Source organism: Streptomyces sp. NPDC001796 (genome assembly GCF_042892355.1).
Taxonomy (GTDB): Bacteria; Actinomycetota; Actinomycetes; order Streptomycetales; family Streptomycetaceae; genus Streptomyces.
This window is the reverse complement of the sequence record NZ_JBIAUC010000013.1, coordinates 89,630-111,516: the sequence shown is the minus strand read 5'-3', so window position 1 is coordinate 111,516 and position 21,887 is coordinate 89,630. Positions and strand designations below refer to the sequence as shown.

The 21,887-nt window shown below is 72.0% G+C and carries 20 protein-coding genes; 10 read left to right on the top strand and 10 right to left on the bottom strand.

Going from position 1 to position 21,887, the window contains the following annotated elements; all coding sequences use genetic code 11:
• Positions 1-39: 39 nt before the first annotated feature.
• Together ACFYZE_RS24735 and ACFYZE_RS24730 are read right to left on the bottom strand one after the other, a co-directional pair.
• Positions 40-1,875 (bottom strand): PQQ-binding-like beta-propeller repeat protein, encoded by a 1,836-nt coding sequence (locus tag ACFYZE_RS24735; RefSeq protein ID WP_388998021.1) that lies wholly within the window; start codon positions 1,873-1,875, stop codon positions 40-42.
• A gap of 222 nt (positions 1,876-2,097) precedes the next feature.
• Complete coding sequence (locus ACFYZE_RS24730; RefSeq protein WP_388998018.1) at positions 2,098-3,903, bottom strand: ABC-F family ATP-binding cassette domain-containing protein; 1,806 nt, start codon at positions 3,901-3,903, stop codon at positions 2,098-2,100.
• Between the two features lie 103 nt (positions 3,904-4,006).
• On the opposite strand from ACFYZE_RS24730, the gene ACFYZE_RS24725 reads away from it, so the two are divergent.
• Positions 4,007-4,492 carry a Uma2 family endonuclease gene (locus tag ACFYZE_RS24725; RefSeq protein WP_388998212.1) on the top strand — a complete coding sequence of 162 codons (486 nt, stop codon included), beginning with the start codon at positions 4,007-4,009 and terminating at the stop codon, positions 4,490-4,492.
• A gap of 10 nt (positions 4,493-4,502) precedes the next feature.
• Here the strand turns inward: ACFYZE_RS24725 and ACFYZE_RS24720 are convergent, their stop codons facing one another.
• From ACFYZE_RS24720 to rsmI, 6 genes are all read right to left on the bottom strand, one after another.
• A complete protein-coding gene (locus ACFYZE_RS24720; protein ID WP_388998015.1) occupies positions 4,503-5,396 on the bottom strand; it encodes a 4-(cytidine 5'-diphospho)-2-C-methyl-D-erythritol kinase in 894 nt (297 codons plus the stop codon).
• Complete coding sequence (gene rsmA, locus ACFYZE_RS24715) at positions 5,397-6,278, bottom strand: 16S rRNA (adenine(1518)-N(6)/adenine(1519)-N(6))-dimethyltransferase RsmA (protein ID WP_388998012.1); 882 nt, start codon at positions 6,276-6,278, stop codon at positions 5,397-5,399.
• A 47-nt stretch (positions 6,279-6,325) separates the two neighbouring features.
• Entirely contained in the window at positions 6,326-7,645 is a 1,320-nt protein-coding gene (locus ACFYZE_RS24710) for a ubiquitin-like domain-containing protein (RefSeq protein ID WP_388998009.1), read from the bottom strand.
• A 130-nt stretch (positions 7,646-7,775) separates the two neighbouring features.
• Positions 7,776-8,666: a TatD family hydrolase gene (locus tag ACFYZE_RS24705; RefSeq protein WP_388998005.1), complete on the bottom strand. Its 891-nt coding sequence runs from the start codon at positions 8,664-8,666 to the stop codon at positions 7,776-7,778.
• A 57-nt stretch (positions 8,667-8,723) separates the two neighbouring features.
• On the bottom strand, positions 8,724-9,179 hold the full coding sequence (locus ACFYZE_RS24700) for a hypothetical protein (RefSeq protein WP_388998002.1): 456 nt from the start codon (positions 9,177-9,179) through the stop codon (positions 8,724-8,726).
• A gap of 385 nt (positions 9,180-9,564) precedes the next feature.
• Positions 9,565-10,440 (bottom strand): 16S rRNA (cytidine(1402)-2'-O)-methyltransferase, encoded by an 876-nt coding sequence (gene rsmI, locus ACFYZE_RS24695; RefSeq protein ID WP_388997999.1) that lies wholly within the window; start codon positions 10,438-10,440, stop codon positions 9,565-9,567.
• Between the two features lie 169 nt (positions 10,441-10,609).
• On the opposite strand from rsmI, the gene ACFYZE_RS24690 reads away from it, so the two are divergent.
• The 3 genes from ACFYZE_RS24690 (at position 10,610) to ACFYZE_RS24680 (ending at position 16,024) form a co-directional block, all read left to right on the top strand.
• Positions 10,610-12,349 (top strand): dolichyl-phosphate-mannose--protein mannosyltransferase, encoded by a 1,740-nt coding sequence (locus ACFYZE_RS24690; protein ID WP_388997996.1) that lies wholly within the window; start codon positions 10,610-10,612, stop codon positions 12,347-12,349.
• 281 nt (positions 12,350-12,630) lie between these two features.
• Positions 12,631-14,259, top strand: coding sequence for a penicillin-binding transpeptidase domain-containing protein (locus ACFYZE_RS24685; RefSeq protein WP_388997993.1), 1,629 nt, complete (start codon positions 12,631-12,633; stop codon positions 14,257-14,259).
• A 94-nt stretch (positions 14,260-14,353) separates the two neighbouring features.
• The gene (locus ACFYZE_RS24680) at positions 14,354-16,024 is read left to right on the top strand and encodes a penicillin-binding transpeptidase domain-containing protein (protein ID WP_388997990.1); all 1,671 of its coding nucleotides are present in this window, start codon (positions 14,354-14,356) and stop codon (positions 16,022-16,024) included.
• A 75-nt stretch (positions 16,025-16,099) separates the two neighbouring features.
• Here the strand turns inward: ACFYZE_RS24680 and ACFYZE_RS24675 are convergent, their stop codons facing one another.
• Positions 16,100-16,444 (bottom strand): SsgA family sporulation/cell division regulator, encoded by a 345-nt coding sequence (locus ACFYZE_RS24675; protein WP_388997987.1) that lies wholly within the window; start codon positions 16,442-16,444, stop codon positions 16,100-16,102.
• A gap of 185 nt (positions 16,445-16,629) precedes the next feature.
• On the opposite strand from ACFYZE_RS24675, the gene ACFYZE_RS24670 reads away from it, so the two are divergent.
• The 6 genes from ACFYZE_RS24670 (at position 16,630) to ACFYZE_RS24645 (ending at position 21,476) form a co-directional block, all read left to right on the top strand.
• Entirely contained in the window at positions 16,630-17,709 is a 1,080-nt protein-coding gene (locus ACFYZE_RS24670) for an energy-coupling factor ABC transporter permease (RefSeq protein WP_388997984.1), read from the top strand.
• Position 17,710: 1 nt separating this feature from the next.
• Positions 17,711-18,472, top strand: a complete 762-nt coding sequence (gene cbiQ / locus ACFYZE_RS24665) for a cobalt ECF transporter T component CbiQ (protein WP_388997981.1) — start codon at positions 17,711-17,713, stop codon at positions 18,470-18,472.
• Positions 18,460-19,218: an energy-coupling factor ABC transporter ATP-binding protein gene (locus ACFYZE_RS24660; RefSeq protein WP_388997978.1), complete on the top strand. Its 759-nt coding sequence runs from the start codon at positions 18,460-18,462 to the stop codon at positions 19,216-19,218. Before cbiQ ends, ACFYZE_RS24660 begins: the two co-directional genes overlap by 13 nt.
• Positions 19,215-19,676, top strand: a complete 462-nt coding sequence (locus ACFYZE_RS24655) for a MarR family winged helix-turn-helix transcriptional regulator (RefSeq protein WP_388997975.1) — start codon at positions 19,215-19,217, stop codon at positions 19,674-19,676. Before ACFYZE_RS24660 ends, ACFYZE_RS24655 begins: the two co-directional genes overlap by 4 nt.
• Before the next feature lie 107 nt (positions 19,677-19,783).
• Entirely contained in the window at positions 19,784-20,230 is a 447-nt protein-coding gene (locus ACFYZE_RS24650) for an organic hydroperoxide resistance protein (protein WP_388997972.1), read from the top strand.
• A gap of 88 nt (positions 20,231-20,318) precedes the next feature.
• On the top strand, positions 20,319-21,476 hold the full coding sequence (locus tag ACFYZE_RS24645; protein ID WP_388997969.1) for a serine hydrolase domain-containing protein: 1,158 nt from the start codon (positions 20,319-20,321) through the stop codon (positions 21,474-21,476).
• A gap of 90 nt (positions 21,477-21,566) precedes the next feature.
• Here the strand turns inward: ACFYZE_RS24645 and ACFYZE_RS24640 are convergent, their stop codons facing one another.
• A complete protein-coding gene (locus ACFYZE_RS24640; RefSeq protein ID WP_388997966.1) occupies positions 21,567-21,848 on the bottom strand; it encodes a DUF1876 domain-containing protein in 282 nt (93 codons plus the stop codon).
• Positions 21,849-21,887 lie beyond the last annotated feature (39 nt).

The following is a 21,887-nucleotide window of genomic DNA, read 5'->3' as shown; positions in this document are numbered from 1 at the left end:
CAGGAACAGTGGGCGGGGACGGGCGGGTCGGTGAACCGCTCACCTGCCGTAGGCCAGCATCAGCTTCTCCTTGGACCGGGTACCGCCCGTCAGCCGGGTCGTGGAGAGGTACAGGCGCCCGTCCACGTAGTCGATCGCCTTGGCGAAGAAGCCGCTCTCGACCTGCGCGGCGCCCGCCGGGTTCTGCAGCAGCTTCGCCGCGGTGTGGCTCCCGCCGGCCGTCGCGATGGAGACGACCTGGCCGCCCGTGTCGTACGACGGCTCGACATACGCGATCAGATGGGTGCCCTCCATCTTGAGCGGGAGCATCGACTCGTCCGCCGGGGACTTCACCCGCCACTTCTCCTTGCCGGTGTCCAGGCTGATCGCGACGATCTCGTTCGGGCCGCTCTTCGCGTCGGTCGGCAGGTACAAGGTGCTCGCGTCGGCCACGGCGCCCGTGCAGCCCTGCAGGTCACGGTTGAGGATGGCCCAGCCGCACCGGGGTGCGAAGGACTCGTCGACGTTCAGCTGGGAGCGCACGCTGCCGTCGCTCCTCAGTGTGGAGACGTTCCACCGCGTCTTGTCCTCGTCGGTGAGGTAGAGGACGACCGGATCGACGGAGTAGGCGTGGGCGACCGACCAGCCCTTGGGGATCTTCTTGGTCCACTTGGTCCTGCCGGTCGTGGGATCCAGTTCCTGCACCTCGTCGTGCGCGTCGGAGCCGCCGGCGCCGCAGGAGGCGACCGAGAGGAGCTTGGCGCCGCCCGCGAACGCGGTCGGGAAGCAGGCCGCGCCGTACCGCTGCTTCTCCCACAGCTTCTTGCCGGTGGCCACGTCGTACGCCAGGCCGGACTGCGCGCGGGCGACCAGCAGGGTCCTGCCCGTGACGGTCAGGTCGACGGCGAGCGCGCTGTCGAAGAGGGCGCCGTCGGCAATCTGCGCGCTCCAGCCCTTCTTGCCGGTGTCGAGGTCGATCTCCTGGATGTGGTTGCACTTGGCGCTGTCGCTCACGCCGCTCATGTAGGCGACCACGACCTTGTCGTCCGCCGTCTTCTGCGGAGTGACCGCGCAGATCTTCTGTGGGAAGGAGATCGGGTTCCAGGTGGGGCTGCCGCCCGCGACGTCGTAGGCGAAGACCTGCTTGTACGCGGCCTTCACCGCCGACCTGCCGGTGATCCACATGCCGGGGGCGTCGGCGCCGTGGCCGGGCGCGTCGGGCGCCTGCCGGTACCAGAGGACCCTGTCCTCCCCCGGCTTGCGGTCCTGGTTGAGGTTCTCCGGGTCCGCGCCGCCGTCGCCGCTGCCACCGCTCGCGTCGGCCGGGGCGGAGGCGGTGGAGGACGGCCCGGAGCTCTGGTTGCTGTCGGCGGTGGGCTTCTTGTCGCCGCCGCTGCCGACCGCGTACACGGTGCCGCCTATGAGGAGCAGCGCGGCGACGGCGGCGCCCACGACCAGCGCGGGCTTGCCCCTGAAAGGGTTCCAGGGGCCGCCGCCGGGGGGCGGGAGGGGCGCGCCGGGGAACCGGGGCGGCTGCTGCGGGTAGCCGTAGCCGGGGTGGGGAGCGGCGTAGGGGCCGGGCTGCTGGGGGTAGGGGCCGGGCTGCTGGGCGTACGGACCGGGCCGGCCGGGCTGCTGGGCGTAGGGACCCGGCCCGCCGTACGGGCCCGGCTGCGGATACGCGCCCGGCTGCTGGAACGGGCCGGAAGCCGACGGCTGCTGCGGCTGCTGCGGGTGGCCGTACCCCGGCTGCGGTGGGGTCGCCGGGGGCTGGACGGGCGGTGGCGGGGTCGCCGGCCGGGGGTCCTGCGGGGCACCGAAACCACCCTGTGGCGGCGGATTCTGCGGTGCCCCGAAACCGCCGCCCAGGGGCGGGTGTTCGGGCGGCTGAGTCATCAGCGCTTTCCCCCTCAAACTGATGTGTCCCCACGCCCGTGGTGCTCGTTTCCGCCACGCCGGTGGTACTCAGGCTGTTCTCAGACGGACCTTTCTATCACTGGGGCGTCCTCGAACACGGGGCCGGTCCTGCCCCTGTTCCCAAGGGAGGACCGGCCCGTGATGCCCTCGTTACGCGCCTTCCCGCGCCGCTCGCGGCGCGCGTTCCGCGCCCGTCAGCACCTAGGCGTCCTCGGCGAGTTCGAGCCAGCGCAGCTCCAGCTCCTCACGCTGCCCCACCAACTCCCGCAGCTCGGCGTCGAGTCCGGCCACCTTCTCGAAGTCCGTGGCGTTCTCGGCGATTTGCTGGTGGAGCTTGCCCTCCCGCTCGGAGATCTTGTCCAACTGCCGCTCGATCCGCTGAAGTTCCTTCTTCGCGGCCCGGGCGTCGGCGGCGGAGGCGGTCGGCTTGGCCACGGCGGGTGCCGGTGCCGCGGCCGCCGCGGCGGCCTCCTCCATGCGGTGGCGCCGCTCCAGGTACTCGTCGATGCCACGGGGCAGCATCCGCAGCGTGGCGTCGCCGAGGAGGGCGAAGACCTTGTCGGTGGTGCGCTCGATGAAGAAGCGGTCGTGGGAGATCACGATCATCGAGCCGGGCCAGCCGTCGAGGACGTCCTCGAGCTGGGTGAGCGTCTCGATGTCGAGGTCGTTGGTGGGCTCGTCGAGGAAGAGGACGTTGGGCTCGTCCATGAGGAGGCGCAGCAGTTGCAGCCGCCGCCGCTCACCGCCGGACAGGTCGCCGACCGGCGTCCACTGCTTCTCCTTGCTGAAGCCGAACGTCTCGCACAGCTGCCCGGCGGTCATCTCGCGCCCCTTGCCGAGGTCGACCCGCTCGCGGACCCGCTGCACGGCCTCGAGGACACGCCAGGTGGGGTCGAGTTCGGCGACTTCCTGGGAGAGGTAGGCGAGTTTGACGGTCCTGCCGACGGTGATCCGGCCGCCCGCGGGCTGCTGCTCGCCCTCGCTGCGGGCGGCGTCGGCCATGGCGCGCAGCAGGGAGGTCTTCCCGGCGCCGTTCACGCCGACGAGACCGATCCGGTCGCCGGGGCCGAGCTGCCAGGTGACGTGCTTGAGCAGCACCTTCGGGCCGGCCTGGACGGTGACGTCCTCGAGGTCGAAGACGGTCTTGCCGAGCCGTGAGGAGGCGAACTTCATCAGCTCGCTGCTGTCGCGGGGCGGCGGCACGTCCTTGATGAGTTCGTTGGCGGCCTCGACGCGGAAGCGGGGCTTGGAGGTGCGGGCGGGGGCGCCGCGTCGCAGCCACGCCAGTTCCTTGCGGACCAGGTTCTGCCGCTTGGCCTCCTCGGAGGCGGCGATGCGCTCCCGCTCGGCGCGGGCGAAGACGTAGTCGGAGTAGCCGCCCTCGTACTCGAAGACCTCGCCGCGCTGCACGTCCCACATGCGGGTGCACACCTGGTCGAGGAACCAGCGGTCGTGGGTGACGCACACGAGCGCGGAGCGGCGCTCGCGCAGGTGCTGTGCGAGCCAGGCGATGCCCTCGACGTCGAGGTGGTTGGTGGGCTCGTCCAGGACGATCAGGTCCTGCTCGGCGATCAGCAGCTTGGCGAGCGCGATACGGCGCCGCTCGCCGCCCGAGAGGGGGCCGATGACGGTGTCGAGCCCCTGAGGGAAGCCGGGCAGGTCGAGTCCGCCGAAGAGGCCGGTGAGCACGTCGCGGATCTTGGCGTTGCCCGCCCACTCGTGGTCGGCCATGTCCCGGATGACCTCGTGGCGGACGGTGGCGGCCGGGTCGAGGGAGTCGTGCTGGGTGAGCACGCCCAGGCGCAGCCCGCCGGAGTGGGTGACGCGGCCGGTGTCGGCCTCCTCCAGCTTGGCGAGCATCCGGATCAGGGTGGTCTTGCCGTCGCCGTTGCGCCCGACGACCCCGATCCGGTCCCCTTCGGACACGCCGAGCGAGACGCCGTCGAGCAGGGCACGGGTGCCGTACACCTTGCTGACGTTCTCGACATTGACCAGGTTGACGGCCATTTCACTCCTGACGCGGGGATCGATCAGCCTTCAAGCGTAGGGCCTCCGGGGGAGGGGGCGGGGTGCACTCGTGTCGTCACTCTTTGTGGTGACGTGATCCGCGCTGGGCCGCTACCGCGGAGGGCACGCGAGCCCGCAGCGCTACTTCCACTTCGCCGCGATCGACCTGCTGGTCAGCGGCCTGCGCCGCACTCTGCCGCCCGGCTTGAAAGTCGCACGCGAGATGACGGTGGTGCTTGATCGGCGCAACGGCGCCGAACCGAACATCTCCGTGATCAAGGCAACAGCCAAGAAGGGGCCGGACCAGACGTATTTCGAAGGCAAGGACGTCGTACTCGCCGTCGAGGTCGTTTCCCCGGAGTCCGAAGCCCGCGACCGGCTCACCAAGACGCACAAGTACGCTGCCGCAGGCATCCAGTACTACTGGCTGGTCGAGATGACCGGACCCTACAAGCATCCGGCTGTAGAGGTATTCGAACTGTCGCAGGAAACGGGCATGTACAGGCCTACCGGCACCTATCGCGACCGCATCAAGGTCGACAGGCCGTACTCCATCGACATCGACCTGACCGCCATCGACGAGCTCTGAGGCTCACTCATCAGACCACCGTCGCCCCCGGCGCCGGGGACACCGCGACCCTCGCCGACTCGCACGTCCCCGACGCCACGAGCGCCTCAGCCACTCTCCCGGCCGAATCCGCATTCCGCACCAGGAACGCCGCCGTAGGCCCCGACCCCGACACCAGCCCCGCCAGCGCACCCGCCGCCTGGCCCGCGGCCAGCGTGTCCACGAGCTCCGGGAAAAGGGACAGCGCCGCCGGCTGCAGGTCGTTCGACACCGTCGCCGCCAGCGCGCCCACGTCGCCCTTCGCCAGCGCGTCCAGCAGGTCCTGGGAAGCGACCGGCTCGGGGATCCGCACACCCTCGTTCAGGCGGTCGAACTCCCGGAAGACCGCCGGAGTGGACAGCCCCCGGTCCGCCGTCGCGAACACCCAGTGGAAGGTGCCCCCGACCTCCAGCGCCGTGAGCCTCTCGCCCCGCCCGGTACCCAGCGCCGCCCCGCCCACCAGGCTGAACGGCACGTCGCTGCCCAGCTCGGCGCAGATCTCCAGCAGTTCCTCGCGCGAGGCCCCCGTGCCCCACAGCACGTCGCACGCCAGCAGCGCGCCCGCCCCGTCCGCGCTGCCGCCCGCCATGCCCCCGGCGACCGGGATGTCCTTGGCGATGTGGATGTGCACGGCCGGATCCAGCCCACGGCGTTGCGCGAGCGTCAGCGCCGCCCGCGCCGCCAGGTTCGTACGGTCGAGCGGCACCTGCGCGGCGTACGGCCCCGAGCAGGTGACGCCCAGCTCGTCGGCCGGGGTCACCGTGATCTCGTCGTACAGGCCCACGGCCAGGAAGACGTTCGCCAGGTCGTGGAAGCCGTCGGGGCGGGCACCGCCCACCGCGAGCTGCACATTGACCTTGGCCGGGACGCGTACCGTCACGCTCACTTACTCGGACTCCTTGTGCTCGGCCAGGCGGTTCTCGGCGATACGCGCGAACTCCTCCACCGTCAGCGACTCGCCCCTCGCCCGGGGTGAGATGCCGGCTGCCACGAGCGCGGCCTCCGCCGCCGCGGCCGACCCCGCCCACCCGGCGAGCGCGGCCCGCAGCGTCTTGCGCCGCTGGGCGAACGCCGCGTCCACGACCGCGAACACCTCGTCCTTCGACGCGGCGGTCTTGAGCGGCTCGGCGCGCCGCACCAGCGAGACCAGCCCGCTGTCGACGTTGGGCGCGGGCCAGAAGACGTTGCGCCCGATGGCTCCGGCGCGCTTGACCTCGGCGTACCAGTTGGCCTTGACGGACGGCACCCCGTACACCTTGGACCCGGGCGCGGCGGCGAGCCGGTCGGCGACCTCGGACTGCACCATCACCAGCGTCCGCTCGATGCTCGGGAAGGTGTCGAGCATGTGGAGCAGGACGGGAACGGCGACGTTGTAGGGCAGGTTCGCGACCAGCGCGGTGGGGGCGGGGCCCGGCAGCTCACGGACGTGCAGCGCGTCGGAGTGCACCAGCGCGAACCGCTCGGCGCGCTCCGGCATGCGCGCCGCGATGGTGGCGGGCAGCGCCGCCGCCAGCACGTCGTCGATCTCCACGGCGGTGACGCGCTCGGCGACCTCGAGGAGCGCCAGAGTCAGCGAGCCGAGCCCGGGTCCCACCTCCACGACGACGTCGTCGGGCCGCACTTCGGCGGTGCGGACGATGCGGCGCACCGTGTTGGCGTCGATGACGAAGTTCTGGCCGCGCTGTTTGGTGGGGCGCACGCCGAGGGCCGCCGCCAGCTCACGGACGTCGGCGGGGCCCAGCAGGGCGTCGGGGGTGGGGCTGCTCACGGGCCAAGCCTACGGGGCGGCGCCCGGGCCTCCGGCCGGTGGCACCGTCACCGGTACAGCCGCGACCCGCAGTGCGGCCACGGGCTGGTCCCCTGGCGTGCGAACAGCTTCTTCGCCCGGTACGTCTGCTCCTCCGCGGGCGCGTCCTGCGGCCGGCCCGAGCCGCCGAGGCTGCGCCAGGTGCGCCGGTCGAACTGGTAGAGGCCGCCGTACGTGCCCGACGGGTCCACCGCGCGTGCGCGGCCGCCCGACTCGCAGACCGCGAGCCCCTTCCAGTTCAGCTGCTCCGCGCCCTCCACCAGGTCCGGGCGCGGCTTGGTGCCGATCCGGACGAGCTGGGTCTGTGGCTGCCGCACCACCTCGTCCCTGATCCGCCGCGGTCTCTCCCTGACGCCGTTGACGGTGCGCAGGGCGTACGTGACCCGGCGTGCGCCCGCCTGCCCGGGGCGTGCGACCACCTCCGTGCCCTTGAGCAGGTTCGGGTCCTTGGTGCGCCGCACGTCGAAGGGGATCGGCTCCTCACGGACCTCCTTGGAGCCCATCACCCGCAGCACGGTCACCGTCTGCCCGTCGCGCGGGAAGCTGTCCGGTGCCACGGACGTCGTGTCCTGCCGGTAGAGCACGACCCCGGCCTGGGCGACGGCCTCGCGGACGGTCGCCGCGTTGGTCCGGATGGTGCGGGCCTGCCCGTCCGCGAGGACCGTCACGGTGCGCTCGGTGCGGACGTCCAGCTCGAGCCCGTCGCGGCCGATCCCCTGGGAACGCGAGGTCGACACGTAGGCGCCCTCCGCGCGCACCCCGAACTGCTGGAGCGCCGCCTCCACCGTGGGCGCCGTCGTCCACACCTCGCGCTGGATGCCGTCGATGGTGAGCCGCACGGGCCGGCCGTAGCGCACCGCGACCTCGTCACCGCTCGCGAGGGGAGTTCCGGGCGCGGGGGCGACGAGGTCGTGATCGCCGACCTTCACGCCCTGCTGGGCGAGCAGTTCGCCGACGTCGGAGGCGAAGGTGTGCAGCGTGCGGGTGCGGCCGTCCACGGTGAGCTCGACGGCCTTGTCGTTGGCGACGAACGCGGTGGTGCCGCCGGCGAGGAACGCGACGACCAGCGCCTGCGGAATCAGGCGGCGCATGGGGTCGGGGCGTGCGCCGCCCTTTCTGCCGCGCGCCGCGTGCCGGGCCTGGGCGCGCCCCGAGGGGCGCGGGATGGGCTTCGGCTGCCGGCGGGGCGGGGGGGCCGTTATCTCCGTGGCGCGCGCGGCCGCGCGTGCGCGCGCCTCGTACGCGGGCCGGTACGTGTCCGGGTGGGCGCGACCGGGGGCCTCACGGTCCTCGTACGCCCCGTACGGCGAGTACTGCCGGTTGCTCACGACGACACGCTCCAGAGAGGTTCCGACACGGCGACCAGAACCTAGCGGCTGGCCGTCACTCTCCAAAGCAACGCGGTTACTCGGTGTCGCGACACGGGCTCCCGGTGGACACCCCGGCCGGGCGGGCCGGTCAGTACGCGAACGCGCGGGCCGTGTTGCGCGCGACGGCCGCCGCCAGCGCGTCCTCCTCGACGCCCTTCACCGCGGCCATGGCGCGGACCGTGACCGGAATGAGATAAGGCGCGTTCGGCCGTCCGCGGTACGGCGCGGGCGTCAGGAACGGCGCGTCGGTCTCCACCAGGACGAGGTCCAGGGGCGCCACGGCCAGGGCGTCGCGCAGCGGCTGGGCGTTCTTGAAGGTCACGTTGCCGGCGAACGACATGAAGTACCCGTTCCGCGCACAGACCTCGGCCATTTCGGCGTCACCCGAGTAGCAGTGGAAGACGGTCCGCTCCGGCGCGCCCTCCTCCTTGAGGATGCGCAGCACGTCGGCGTGGGCCTCGCGGTCGTGGATCACCAGCGCCTTGCCGTGCCGCTTGGCGATCTCGATGTGGGCACGGAAGGAGCGCTCCTGGGCGGCCTTGCCCTCGGGACCGGTGCGGAAGTAGTCGAGACCGGTCTCGCCCACACCCTTGACCTGCGGCAGGGCGGCGAGACGGTCGATCTCGGCGAGCGCCTCGTCCAGCGCAGCGTCCCCGCCAGGCTCCCGGGCGCCCTGCCGGGACCAGCCGTCGGGGTCGCCGTGCACGATGCGCGGGGCCTCGTTCGGGTGCAGGGCAACCGCCGCGTGCACGCAGTCGTGGGCCGCGGCGGTCTCGGCGGCCCAGCGCGAGCCCCGCACATCGCAGCCGACCTGCACGACCGTCGTCACGCCGACCGACGCGGCCTTTGCGAGGCCCTCCTCCACCGTGCCGGACTGCATGTCGAGGTGGGTGTGCGAGTCGGCGACGGGCACGCCGAGGGGCGCGGGAAGCGGCGGCGGCGCGTTCTTGGCGGACTGCTCGGAGGCTCCGGAAGGCATGCCCCGATCCTACGAAAGGGGCATGCCTCGCCTGGGACTGCCTTGCGGCAGGAGCCGTCAGCCCGCCCTGCGGTGGTTCTGGAACGGGTGGAGCAGGTCCGACAGGTGCCAGTGATGGTGGCCGTCGGTGGCCTCCGGCTGTGTGCCCGGCACCTCGCGGTCCTCGCCGTCGGCCTGCGGGACGGGGGCGTGGTGCCGGTGCAGGGAGTTCTGCACGGAGGACACCTGGCCCGGGCGCATGATGCGCACCACGTGGCTGTCGCAGTTGTGGCAGGCCGGGCGGCTCAGCGGCGAGGGGACGACGCGGCCGTTCGCCACGTACATCACGAACTCGTTGCCGTCCGCGTCGAGGTGGTGCTCTATCTCGTACGACTGCTCCCAGCCGTGCCCGCAGCGCATGCACGCGAAGGAATAGGACTCGTGGACGACGGCGGTCGCCGCGTTGCGGTCGGGCTGCCCTGTGACCTGGCCGGCCGCCGTGGCCTGGCCGGTCCGCCCTGATATCTCACTCATTCCAGCTCCTCTTGTCCGCTGGACAAGCGCCCCCGCGGTGCGGGCTTCCCCCCGGAACCCCGCGCGGTCCCACGGTGGCGAGGGACGGGTGCGTCCCTGTCCCAGTGGACGCCTTCACGAGCGGGAGCGGGAGCGGACCTGTCGAGTGTTGGGGGCGATTTGGACTTCGCTTGCCAAACTCACCCGATCGCCCCACTCCGGCTTTGCCTTCGACGACAGCCCTTTGCCGCCCTATGGGGCGCACGCTCAGGAGAGATGCGCCCTGCTCAGAGAGGGTATGAGCCCCCTCACAGGGGCGGACGGCGATCATGGCGGCGCACATCGCCGGGACTCCGCGCCGAGGGGGCGGAACCGCCCGCCGGCCGGCAGCGGGGAGCGCCTGGGCTCAGCCCGCCGCGGTCGCGTTCTTCGCCGCCACCACCGCGTCGAAGACCTCCCGCTTCGGCAGGCCCGCCTCCGCCGCGACCGCCGCGATGGCCTCCTTGCGGCGCTCCCCGGCCTCCTCGCGAACGCGCACCCGGCGCACCAGCTCGGCCGCGTCCAGCTCCTCGGGGGCCTTCTCGCCGGCGCCCTCCACCACGACCGTGATCTCGCCCCGTACGCCCTCGGCGGCCCACGCCGCCAGCTCCCCCAGAGAGCCGCGCCTGACCTCCTCGTACGTCTTGGTCAGCTCGCGGCACACCGCGGCCCGCCGCTCGCCCCCCAACACCTCCGCCATCGCGGCGAGCGTGTCGTCGAGCCGGTGCGGGGCCTCGAAGTACACCAGCGTGCGCTGCTCCTCGGCGACCTCCCGCAGCCGCGACAGCCGCTCCCCCGCCTTGCGCGGCAGGAACCCCTCGAAGCAGAACCGGTCCACCGGCAGCCCGGACAACGCCAGCGCGGTGAGCACGGCGGACGGCCCCGGCACGGCGGTCACCCGGATGTCCTTCTCCACGGCGGCGGCCACCAGCCGGTAGCCGGGGTCCGACACGGACGGCATCCCCGCGTCGGTGACGAGCAGCACCCGCGCCCCGCCCACCAGGGCCTCGACCAGCTCCGGTGTCCGGGCGGACTCGTTGCCCTCGAAGTACGACACGACACGCCCGGCGGGCTGGACGTCCAGCGCCTGGGTGAGCCTGCGCAGCCGGCGCGTGTCCTCGGCGGCGATCACATCGGCGGTGGCCAGTTCCTCGGCGAGCCGCGGCGGCGCGTCGGCGATGTCCCCGATGGGGGTTCCGGCGAGGACCAGGGTTCCGGTCGTAGTCCCAGGTGCAACTGTCACGTTTCCATCCTCGCAGGCGCGGGCCCCACCCGATCGGCCGGGACGACGTCGACGTCGGGGGCTGCCGCCGCGGGGCGCCGTGCCCGGTGGAGCGCCGGAAGACCGGCACGGCCGATCGGGTAGGGCCCAAGCGCGGGACTCACACAGACGTGTTCCCTACGATGGCGCGGTGACCAGTACCGCGTCCTCCACGGACACCCGGCAGGGCCAGGCCGGCGAAGAACCGCGGCCGTCGTGGCAGCAGCGGCTGCGCCGTTTCGGTTACGCGGCGCGCGCGAGAAGCGACGTCCGCGACCGGCTTGTGCCGCCGTACAACCGGCCCAGCCCGCGCATCTGGGCGTCGATCGGCCTGCGGCAGGGCGCCGCCGACCGGATCACGCGCTGGTCGGCGTGGGGCGGCCCGCTGCTCGTGACGCTGATCGCGGGGCTGATGCGGTTCTGGAACCTGGGCAGCCCCAGGGCGGTGATATTCGACGAGACGTACTACGCGAAGGACGCGTGGGCGCTCGTCCACAACGGGTACGAGGCGAACTGGGCCAAGGACGCGAACGACCTCATCCTTCAGCACAACGGCCATGTGCCGGTCCCGACGGACGCCGCGTACGTCGTGCATCCGCCGGTCGGCAAGTACGTCATCGGCCTGGGCGAGCTGGTCTTCGGCTTCAACCCGTTCGGCTGGCGCTTCATGACCGCTCTGCTCGGCACGCTGGCGGTGCTGCTGCTGTGCCGTATCGGCCGCCGCCTGTTCCGGTCCACCTTTCTGGGCTGTCTGGCGGGCGGGCTGCTGGCGGTGGACGGGCTGCAGTTCGTGATGAGCCGCACCTCGCTGCTCGACGGCGTGCTGGAGTTCTTCGTGCTCGCGGCCTTCGGCTGCCTGCTCGTCGACCGGGACAGAGCGCGCGCCAAGCTGGCGGCGGCCCTCCCGGTGGACGCCGACGGCCGGGTGCGCCCGGACGCGCACACCGCAGAGACCACCCGCCTCGGGTGGCGCCCGTGGCGCTGGCTGGCGGGCCTGATGCTGGGCCTGGCGATCGGCACGAAGTGGAACGGCCTGTACTTCCTGGCCGCGTTCTGTGTGATGGCCCTGCTGTGGGACGTGGGCGCGCGCCGGGTCGCGGGCGCCCGCCGCCCGTACCTGACGGTCCTCAAGCGGGACACGGGCCTGACCTTCCTGGCGACGGTCCCGGTCGCGCTCGCGGTGTACCTGGCTTCCTGGACCGGCTGGATCCTGTCCCCGGCCAACGGCTCCGGCGGCTACTTCCGCAACTGGGCGGCCACCGACGGCAAGGGCGGCAACTGGACCTTCCTGCCCGACTGGCTGCGCAGCCTGTGGCACTACGAGCACGAGGTCTACCTGTTCCACGTGGGCCTCACGTCGCCGCACACGTACCAGTCGAACCCGTGGAGCTGGATCGTGGTGGGCCGCCCGGTCTCGTACTTCTACGAGTCCCCGAACCCGGGTGAGGCGGGCTGCCCCACGGACGCGGGCGGGAAGTGCGCCCGCGAGGTCCTCGCACTCGGCACCCCGCTGCTGTGGTGGGCGGCCTGCTTCGCACTCGTGTACGTGCTGTGGCGCTGGGCGTTCCGCCGCGACTGGCGGGCGGGCGCCGTCGCGTGCGGTGTCGCGGCCGGCTACCTGCCGTGGTTCCTGTACCAGGAGCGCACGATCTTCTACTTCTACGCGGTCGTCTTCGTGCCGTTCCTGTGCCTTGCGGTCGCGATGATGATCGGCGCGCTCCTCGGCCCACCCGGCGCGGACGAACGCCGCCGGATCGCGGGAGCGGCGGGCGCGGGCGTCCTGGTCCTGCTGATCGCCTGGAACTTCATCTACTTCTGGCCCATCTACACGGGCACGGCGATCCCGATGGACTCCTGGCGGGCGCGGATGTGGCTGGACACCTGGGTCTAGCCGGGCGGACACACCACGAGGGCGCGGCGGCCGGCCGCGCCCTCGTCGTCGTCGCCGGGCGTCGACGGCTGCCGGCGGCCCCGGGACGGCCCTGAGACCACGCATCGGTGTCGTTGATCACGCCGCCCCGCTCACGTATCCGGCATTCACGTACGTGGTGGCCGAAAACGCGGGTTCAGGTCATATTCCTGATCACTCTTGGACAACGAACGACCACACAGCCCCCAAGCGTCCCTCGGGCTGCCTACAGTGCGAGACCTACGGGGAGGGGGCTGTCTGCCATGCGCAAGGGGGTCAAGGTCGTCATCGTGGGCGGGGTGTTCGCGGTGATGGTCGGAGGGGCCGGATACGGCGCCTACAACGTGCTGAGTGCGCTGAACGAGAGTTCGGGGGGCGGTTCCCAAGGGGCCGCGCAGGTGAAGACCGGGCCGCCGTCGGCCGGCGAGGTCAAGGAGGCGACCGGCAAGTTCTTCGCCGCCTGGGAGAGGGGTGACGCGGCCACCGCGGCCTCGTACACGAACAACGCAGAGGCCGCGGCGCAGCTGCTCACCGCCTTCGGATCCAGCGCGCACATCACCGGTGTGCACATCACGCCGGGCGCGCTCAGCGGGGACACGGTGCCGTTCTCCGTGAAGGCGACCGTGTCCTACGAGGGGAAGTCCAAGCCGATCGCCTACGACAGCAGGCTGTCCGTCGTGCGCGGCGTGACCACCGGGCGGGCGCTGGTCGACTGGCAGCCGTCCGTCGTCCATCCGTCCCTGCAGAAGGGCGACACACTCGTCACCGGGGAGGCCAAGGCCCCGCCGATCGAGGCGGTGGACCGCAACGGGGCGGTGCTGACGAGGGACAAGTACCCCTCCCTCGGCCCGATCCTGGACGCCCTGCGTGAGAAGTACGGCGACGTGGCCGGGGGCACGCCCGGCATCGAGCTGTCCGTCCAGCGCGCCGACGCCGGCACGCCCGGCAAGACCCTGCTGACGCTTGCCGAGGGCAAGCCGGGCAAGCTGCACACCACGCTCAGCGCCACCGCGCAGGCCGCCGCCGAGCGGGCCGTCCAGAAGTACGCGGAGTCCTCCGTGGTGGCGGTCAAGCCGAGCACGGGTGAGGTGCTCGCGGTCGCCAACCACCGCAGCGACGAGTTCAACGCGGCGTTCGAGGGGCGGCTCGCCCCGGGTTCGACCATGAAGATCATCAGTGCGGCGACGCTCATCGACAACGGCATCACCACCATGAACGGCCCCGCTCCCTGCCCCGACACGGCCGTCTGGCAGAGCCAGACGTTCCACAACCTCAAGAACATGGCCCCCAACGAGAAGGCGACGCTGGCGAACAGTTTCATGCGGTCGTGCAACACGGCGTTCGTGAAGTACGCGGACGAGGTGAAGGTCGACTCGCTCACCCGGGAGGCCGAGGACCGCTTCGGGCTCGGACAGGACAACTGGAAGACCGGCATCGTCTCGTTCGACGGCTCGGTGCCCGCCTCCGGCGGCCCGGACACCGCGGCCAACATGATCGGCCAGGGCCAGGTCCAGATGAGCCCGCTGAACATGGCCTCGGTCACGGCGACCGCGATCACGGGCACGTTCCGGCAGCCGTACCTGGTCTCCCCCGACCTCGACCACCGCGAACTGGCCACCGCCAAGGGGCTGTCCGCGAGCACGGTGGCGCAGCTTCGGGCGATGATGCGGCTGACGGCGACCCAGGGCACCGCCGCGCAGGTGATGGCGGGGCTCAGCGGTGACATCGGCGCGAAGACCGGGTCCGCGGAGGTCGACGGGCAGGCGAAGTCCAACAGCTGGTTCACCGGCTACCGGGGCGACATCGCCGCGACGGCCATGACCCAGGAGGGCGGGCACGGCGGCGACGCGGCCGGTCCTATTGTCGCAGCTGTGCTACGAACGGGCAGCTGAAGTCACCCGTGTCACCGCGGGACTCTACTGTGGTGTTCTCGTTGAGGACTGTGAGGGCACTGGGGGACCTGGGGACTGCGGAGGACCGGGAGCTGTGGGCAAGAGAAGGCGCGTCGCCGGGCGCAACAACAGCCGGCCGCTGGTGATCGGCGCGCTGATCGCCGTCGTCGGGCTGGGCGGCGCCGTCGGCGCCTACAGCCTGCTGGGCGGCGGCGCGGCGGCCGAGGACCGCAACGCGGCCTCGGGCCACCGGAAGCTGGTGAGGATCGGGCCGCCGTCCGCCTCCGAGGTCCGTACGGCGGCCACCGCCTTCCTCACGGCCTGGCAGCGGGGCGACGTGGCCAAGGCGGCGGGTGCCACGGACGACTCGGCCGCCGCGGCCGCGGCGCTGACCGGCTACCGCAAGGACGCGCACATCACGGGCGTCACGCTGACCCCCGGCACCGCCACCGGGGCGACGGTCCCCTTCTCCGTCAAGGCCACGGTGTCCTACCAGGGCGTGAGCAAGCCGTTCACGTACGCCTCGAAGCTGACCGTGGTGCGGCGGGCGAACGACGGCGTGCCGCTGGTGCGGTGGCAGCCGTCGGTGGTGCACCCGGACCTGGCGGACGGCGACCGCCTGGTGACCGGCGAGGCGGGCACACCCCCGGTCAAGGCGACCGACCGCAACGGCGGCGAGATCACCGCGGCCAAGTACCCGTCGCTGGGCACGGTGCTGGACAGCCTGCGCGAGAAGTACGGCAAGAAGGCCGGCGGCAAGGCGGGCATCGAGCTGCGGATCATGCGCAGGGCGGCGGCGAAGGGCAAGGAGAAGACGCCCGACAAGACGCTGGTGACGCTGAGGGAGGGCACGCCGGGCACGCTGAAGACGACGCTGAGCCCGGCGCTCCAGGCGGCTGCCGAGCAGCAGGTCGCCAAGCAGGCGAACGCCTCGGTCGTCGTCATGCGCCCGTCGACCGGCGAGATCCTCGCCGTCGCCAACACCGGCCACGGCTTCAACGTCGCCTTCCAGGGCTCCCTGGCTCCCGGGTCCACGATGAAGATCATCACGTCGACGATGCTGTTCGAGAAGGGGCTCGTCACCCCCGAGGCGTCGCACCCCTGCCCCAAGACGTACAAGCTGGCCGGCTGGACGTTCCACAACGACGACGACTCCGAGATCAAGCAGGGCTCGTTCAAGCTGAGCTTCGCGGCCTCCTGCAACAACGCCTTCATCAACTTCGCGCCGAAGCTGTCCAACAGCGACCTGACCGAGGAGGCCCAGCAGGTCTACGGCCTCGGTCTGGACAACTGGTCCATCGGCGTCCCCACCTTCGACGGCTCGATCCCGGTGCAGAGCGGCGCGCAGATGGGCGCCTCGCTGATCGGGCAGGGCGGGGTGCGCATGAACCCGCTGAACATGGCGTCGGTGGCCGCGACGGTGGAGACCGGTGTCTTCCACCAGCCGTACCTGGTGTCCCCGGCGGTGGACGACCGGACGCTCGCGAAGGCCTCGCGCACCATGTCCGCGAAGACCCAGGCCGCGCTGAAGGAGGTCATGCAGTACACGGCGGCGTACGGCACGGCTGCCAAGGCGATGGCGGGGCTCGGCCCGGACTCCGGTGCGAAGACGGGTTCGGCGGAGGTCGACGGCCAGAAGAAGCCGAACGGCTGGTTCACCGCCTACAAGGGCGACCTGGCCGCCGCGGGCGTGGTCCAGGCAGGCGGCCACGGTGGCGACACGGCCGGCCCCATCGTGGCGGCGCTCCTGCGCGCGGGAAGCTGAGCCCCCGGGGACGGAGCTGTCCCCGGACCGGAAGCTGCCCCGCCGGACGGGTAGCCGATTTGTCGGGCGGATGCCCTACCGGCCCGGCCCCGCCCCCACCGTGTACGTCCGGCGCAGGAACCGCATCAGGGCCTTCGACTCGAACTGCACCACTTCCACGCCCTGCGGTGAGTGGAACTCCATCACGGCCTGGACCCGGCCGCACGGCCAGATGCGGACCTCGCCCGTACCCGCCGGAGCGCTCAGGCCCTGCTCCAGCAGGTCCCGCGAGAAGGCCCACTCATGCGGGCCCGGCAGGCCGATGCGCACCGAGCGGGGGTCGGCGTCCGGGTCGTAGCGCAGGACGACTGGGACGGCGTCAGGAGTTTCCGGGGAGTCGGTGACGACATGGCCTCGCGCGTACTGTTCCACCACGGACATCGGATCACTCCTCACGCTGCGTCACCCAAGCAGAAGCTGTGAATCCGCTACCCATCCAATGTCGCACATATGGGCGCCACCGGCCTCCGATGCGAGTGTCGCTCGCCACAGTGCGCGCTCCCGTGCGCCTTTCACGACACTCAAGCTCTTGCAAATGGGTCGCAATAAGCCGCTATCCTCGAACGGTGCATGTCCCGGACGGATTCATCGACGCCCCCACCTCCGCCGCGACCGGTGTCCTCGCCGCCGGCGCCCTGGCCGTCAGCCTGAAAGGCGCCCGGCGTGAGCTCGACGAGCGCACCGCCCCGCTGGCCGGCCTGGTCGCCGCGTTCATCTTCGCGGTCCAGATGCTGAACTTCCCCGTCGCCGCGGGCACCAGCGGGCATCTGCTGGGCGGCGCGCTGGCCGCGATACTCGTCGGACCCTGCACCGGGGTCCTGTGCGTCTCGGTCGTCCTGCTCATGCAGGGCATCCTCTTCGCGGACGGCGGTCTGACCGCGCTCGGCGTGAACATCACCGACATGGCGGTGGTGACGACCGTCGTGTCGTACGCCGTCTTCCGGGGCCTGGTGAAGGTGCTGCCGCGCAGGCGGCGCTCGGTCACCGTCGCCTCCTTCGTCGCCGCGCTGGTCTCGGTGCCGGCCGCCGCGGTCGCCTTCACGCTGATCTACGCCGTGGGTGGTACGACCGACGTGGCCATCTCCAAGGTCGCCACCGCGATGATCGGCGTCCACGTCCTCATCGGCATCGGCGAGGGCACGATCACCGCGCTCACGGTCGGCGCCGTCATCGCCGTACGGCCCGACCTGGTGTACGGCGCGCGGGGCCTGGAGCGGAAGCTCAAACTGCGGGTGAACGGTCAGCTGGTGGACGCGCCCGACGCCGAGCCCGCCGTCCCCGGGGCCGCCGCCCTCCCCCAAGCTCTCGACTCCGCTCGAGCAGGGAGGAACCCCCACCACTGGAAGCTGTGGGTCACCGGCCTGGTCACCTCTCTCGTCCTCGCCGGCTTCGTCAGCTTCTACGCCTCCGCCAGCCCGGACGGCCTGGAGAAGGTCGCCAAGGACCAGGGCATCGCCCGGAAGACCGAGCCGCACGCGTCGGCCGACTCCCCGCTCGCCGACTACGGCGTCCGGGACATCGCCGACGCCCGCCTCTCCGGCGGCCTCGCGGGAGTGATCGGCGTCGGGGTCACCGTGGTCGCGGGCAGCGCGGTCTTCTGGGCCGTCCGCAGACGGCGGACGACCGAACCCTCGCAGGCGAGCTGACATGGGCGCCGGCCACGCCCATCGGCTGTACCGGCACGGGCACTCCCCCGTGCACGCCCTGCCGCCGCACACCAAGCTCGCCGCCGCGTTCGCCTTCGTGGTGATCGTGGTCTCGACCCCGCGCGAGGCGATGTGGGCGTTCGCGCTGTACGCCGTCCTCCTCGCCCTCGTCGCGTACGCGGCCCGCGTGCCCGCCGGTTTTCTGCTGCGGCGGCTGCTGATCGAGGTGCCGTTCGTCGCGTTCGCGGTGCTCATGCCGTTCGTGGCGGAGGGCGAGCGCGTCGAGGTCCTCGGGCTCTCGCTGAGCGTGAACGGCCTGTGGGGCGCGTGGAACGTCCTCGCCAAGGGCACCCTCGGCGTCGCCGCCTCCGTGCTGCTCGCCGCCACCACCGAACTGCGCGAACTGCTCCTCGGCCTGCAGCGCCTGAAGCTCCCGCCCCTGCTCGTGCAGATCGCCTCCTTCATGATCCGCTACGGCGACGTCATCACCGACGAGATGCGGCGGATGCGCATCGCGCGGGAGTCGCGCGGCTTCGAGGCGCGCGGCGTCCGCCACTGGGGCGTGCTCGCGAAGTCGGCGGGCGCGCTGTTCATCCGCTCCTACGAACGGGGCGAGCGCGTGCACCTGGCCATGGTCAGCCGTGGCTACTCCGGCTCGATGCCGGTCATCGACGAGGTGACCGCGTCCCGTGCGCAGTGGTCGTACGCCCTCGCCCTGCCCTTCACCGCCCTCGTCGTCTGCCTGCTGGGATGGACCCTGTGACACCTTCACTCGAAGTGGCCGGGCTGGCCTTCGCCTACCCGGACGGCCACCAGGCCCTGTTCGGAGTCGACTTCCGCATCGAGCGCGGCGAACGGGTCGCGCTGCTCGGGCCCAACGGCGCCGGGAAGACCACGCTCGTGCTGCACCTCAACGGCATCCTGACCGGCGGCACGGGCACGGTGACGGTCGCCGGACTGCCGGTCGGCAAGCGGCACATGGCGGAGGTCCGCCGCCGGGTCGGGATCGTCTTCCAGGACCCGGACGACCAGTTGTTCATGCCGACGGTCCGCGAGGACGTCGCGTTCGGGCCGGCGGCGGCCGGGCTGAAGGGCGCGGAACTCCAGGAGCGCGTCGACCGCGCCCTCGAGCGGGTCGGCATGGCGGAGTTCAAGGACCGCCCGCCGCACCACCTCTCCTTCGGTCAGCGCCGCCGGGTGGCCGTGGCGACCGTCCTCGCCATGGAGCCGGAGATCCTGGTCCTGGACGAGCCGTCCTCCAACCTGGATCCGGCCTCCCGCCGCGAACTCGCCGACATCCTCAGGTCGTTGGACGTGACGGTGCTCATGGTCACGCACGACCTGCCGTACGCCCTGGAGTTGTGCCCCCGCTCCCTGATCCTGAGCGACGGTGTGATCGCGGCGGACGGCAAGACCGCCGACCTGCTCGCCGACGACGAGCTGATGCGCGCCCACCGCCTGGAACTGCCCTTCGGCTTCGATCCGCGGTCCGTGACAATGGGCGCGTGACGAACGAGGAGATGGACGGTTCACTGCTCCTGGACGACCAGCTGTGCTTCGCGCTGTACGCCGCCCAGCGCGCGGTGACGGCCGTGTACCGCCCGCTCCTCGATGAGCTCGGTCTCACCTACCCGCAGTACCTCGTCCTGCTGGTCCTGTGGGAGCGCGGCGAGACGACGGTCAAGGAGCTGGCGGCCGCCCTGCGCCTCGACTACGGCACCGTCTCCCCGCTGCTGAAGCGCCTTCAGGCGGCGGGCCTGGTCCGGCGTGAGCGGTCGGCGCGGGACGAGCGGTCGGTGCTCGTCGCGGTCACCTCGCGCGGGGAGGAGCTGCGGGAGCGCGCGGCGCGCGTGCCCGGCGCCCTGCTCACGGCGACCGGGCTCGACGGCCCGGGCATCGCGCGGCTGCGCGAGGAACTGTGGCGCCTGACGGAGAGGGCGGAGGCCGCGGCGGCCCGCACTCGCTGATCTCGGGTTACCCATGGTTGCTACCCCCTGGTAACGGCGATCCTACCTACCAGCCGGTACCTTGTGCACGATGTACTTGCGCACACTTGTTCTGGGGGAGGCCGACCATGTCCGACGGCACCGCTGTCGACACCCGTCCAACGAAGATCATGTATGTCGCCGAGGCCACCGCCCACGGCGGCCGGGACGGGTACGTGACCAGCCAGGACGGCCACATCGCGCTGAAGGTGGCGATGCCGCCGGAGCTGGGCGGCGACGGCAGCGGCACCAACCCCGAGCAGCTGTTCGCGGCCGGCTACAGCTCCTGCTTCCACAACGCGCTGATCCTCGTCGGCAACCGTGAGGGTTACGACCTGACCGGCTCCGCCGTCGCCGCCAAGGTCGGCATCGGCCCCAACAAGCAGCGCGGCTACGGCCTCGCGGTCGCCCTGACCGTCTCGCTGCCCGTCCTCGACCAGGAGGTCGCGGCCCGGCTGGTGGAGGCGGCCCACGAGGTGTGCCCCTACTCGAACGCCACCCGCGGGAACATCGATGTAACGATTGTGCTGGGCTGAGGAACCCCAGGAATCGCAGGCTCGAGGCACGCGTTACGCCCATAGTCGCAGGCGATCGACCATCCAGGATCGGGACGGGAGTGCGGACGTGGACGTGCACGGCGCTGTGGCCGAGGGCTTCGAGCCGGTCAGGGAGGCGTTCGTACGGAACTTCGAGGCGCTCGGCGAGTGCGGGGCGGCGGTCGCCGTCTACCGGGACGGCCGAAAGGTCGTGGACCTGTGGGGCGGCACGAAGGACGTCGACGGCACGGCGCCCTGGCAGCGGGAGACGGCGCAGATCGTGCGCTCGGCGACCAAGGGCGTCGCGGCGGCCGTGCTGCTGATGCTGGCCGAGCGCGGGGAGCTGGACCTGGACGCGCCGGTCGGACACCACTGGCCCGAGTACAAGGCGCAGGGCAAGGAACACACGACGGTGCGGCACGTCCTGTCGCACCGGGCGGGCGTACCGGTCCTGGACCACCCGCTCACCCCGGCCGAGGCCGCCGACCCCGATCTGGCGGCCGCGGTGCTGGCCGGGCAGGCCCCCGTCTGGGAGCCGGGCACGGACCACGGCTACCACGCGCAGACGTACAGCTGGCTGACGGGCGAGCTGGTGCGGCGGGTCACGGGCCGTTCGATCGGCGAGTGGATCGCCACCGAGATCGCCGGGCCGCTGGGCCTGGAGATGTGGGTGGGCCTGCCGGAGGCGGAGGCGCACCGGGTGGGCCGCGTCGGCCGCATCGAGGCCCCGGCCCGGGAGGGCGCCCTGCGCACCCGCCCCAAGCGGGCGGTCGCCGACGCGTACGCGGACCCGGCGAGCCTGACCCGCCGTGCGTTCGCGGCGATCACCCCGCTGCCCGACGAGAACGACCCCGCCTACCGGGCGGCGGTGCTGCCCGCGTCGAACGGCATCGCGACGGCCGACGCGCTGGCCCGGTTCTACGCGGCGTTGACCGGCGAGGTGGACGGCGTACGCCTCTTCTCCCCCGCGACCGTGGAGCTGGCGCGCCGGGAAGCCTCGGCGGGCCCGGACCGCGTGCTGGTGGTCCCCACGCGCTTCGGCCTCGGCTACATGCTTCACGGCAGCGCGTCCCCACTGCTCACCCCCGGCTCCTTCGGCCACCCGGGCCGCGGCGGCGCGCTGGGCTTCGCGGACCCGGAGTCGGGCATCGCCTTCGGCTATGTGACGAACGGCTTCCACAAGAGCGTGACGGCGGACCCCCGGGCGCAGGCGCTGGTACGGGCGGTGCGTACGGCGCTGGCGTAACCGGGCACGCGGCGCAACGGTGCCCGCACGCCTCGCCGTGCGGGCACCGCGGGGACCCGTACTACCCGTACTCCTCTGTCCCGCTGTGCGTCAGTGGAACGTCAGCGGGTGCGACGTCCGCCCCGACGCCTCGTCGATCTCGTCGTGCGCCTTCGTGAGCAGCTGCATCGCCAGCTCGTTGAGCGCACGCGCCCCCGCGATCTCCTCACCGACGCGCGGCTGATTCGAGTCGGTGCGGTGGCGGCTTGCGTAGCCGCGCGCCCGGACCTCCTTGCCGTCGGGGAGCCGGACGAGCGCCGCCGCCCGCGTCCGCTGGTCGTCCTCCTCGAACTCGAGTTCCACATGCCATCCGACTGCGGTGTGCATAGCCATGACGATCACCTCCGGAACCGCTGATTCCAGGGTGCTCCT

Coding starts and splice junctions, on each gene's coding strand:
- ACFYZE_RS24660 (WP_388997978.1), top strand. CDS start 18,460: ATGGACCCTGTGACACCTTCACTCGAAGTGGCCGGGCTGGCCTTCGCC.
- ACFYZE_RS24675 (WP_388997987.1), bottom strand. CDS start 16,444: ATGTCCGTGGTGGAACAGTACGCGCGAGGCCATGTCGTCACCGACTCC.
- ACFYZE_RS24640 (WP_388997966.1), bottom strand. CDS start 21,848: ATGGCTATGCACACCGCAGTCGGATGGCATGTGGAACTCGAGTTCGAG.
- ACFYZE_RS24735 (WP_388998021.1), bottom strand. CDS start 1,875: ATGACTCAGCCGCCCGAACACCCGCCCCTGGGCGGCGGTTTCGGGGCA.
- ACFYZE_RS24650 (WP_388997972.1), top strand. CDS start 19,784: ATGTCCGACGGCACCGCTGTCGACACCCGTCCAACGAAGATCATGTAT.
- ACFYZE_RS24685 (WP_388997993.1), top strand. CDS start 12,631: ATGCGCAAGGGGGTCAAGGTCGTCATCGTGGGCGGGGTGTTCGCGGTG.
- cbiQ (WP_388997981.1), top strand. CDS start 17,711: ATGGGCGCCGGCCACGCCCATCGGCTGTACCGGCACGGGCACTCCCCC.
- ACFYZE_RS24705 (WP_388998005.1), bottom strand. CDS start 8,666: ATGCCTTCCGGAGCCTCCGAGCAGTCCGCCAAGAACGCGCCGCCGCCG.
- ACFYZE_RS24730 (WP_388998018.1), bottom strand. CDS start 3,903: ATGGCCGTCAACCTGGTCAATGTCGAGAACGTCAGCAAGGTGTACGGC.
- ACFYZE_RS24700 (WP_388998002.1), bottom strand. CDS start 9,179: ATGAGTGAGATATCAGGGCGGACCGGCCAGGCCACGGCGGCCGGCCAG.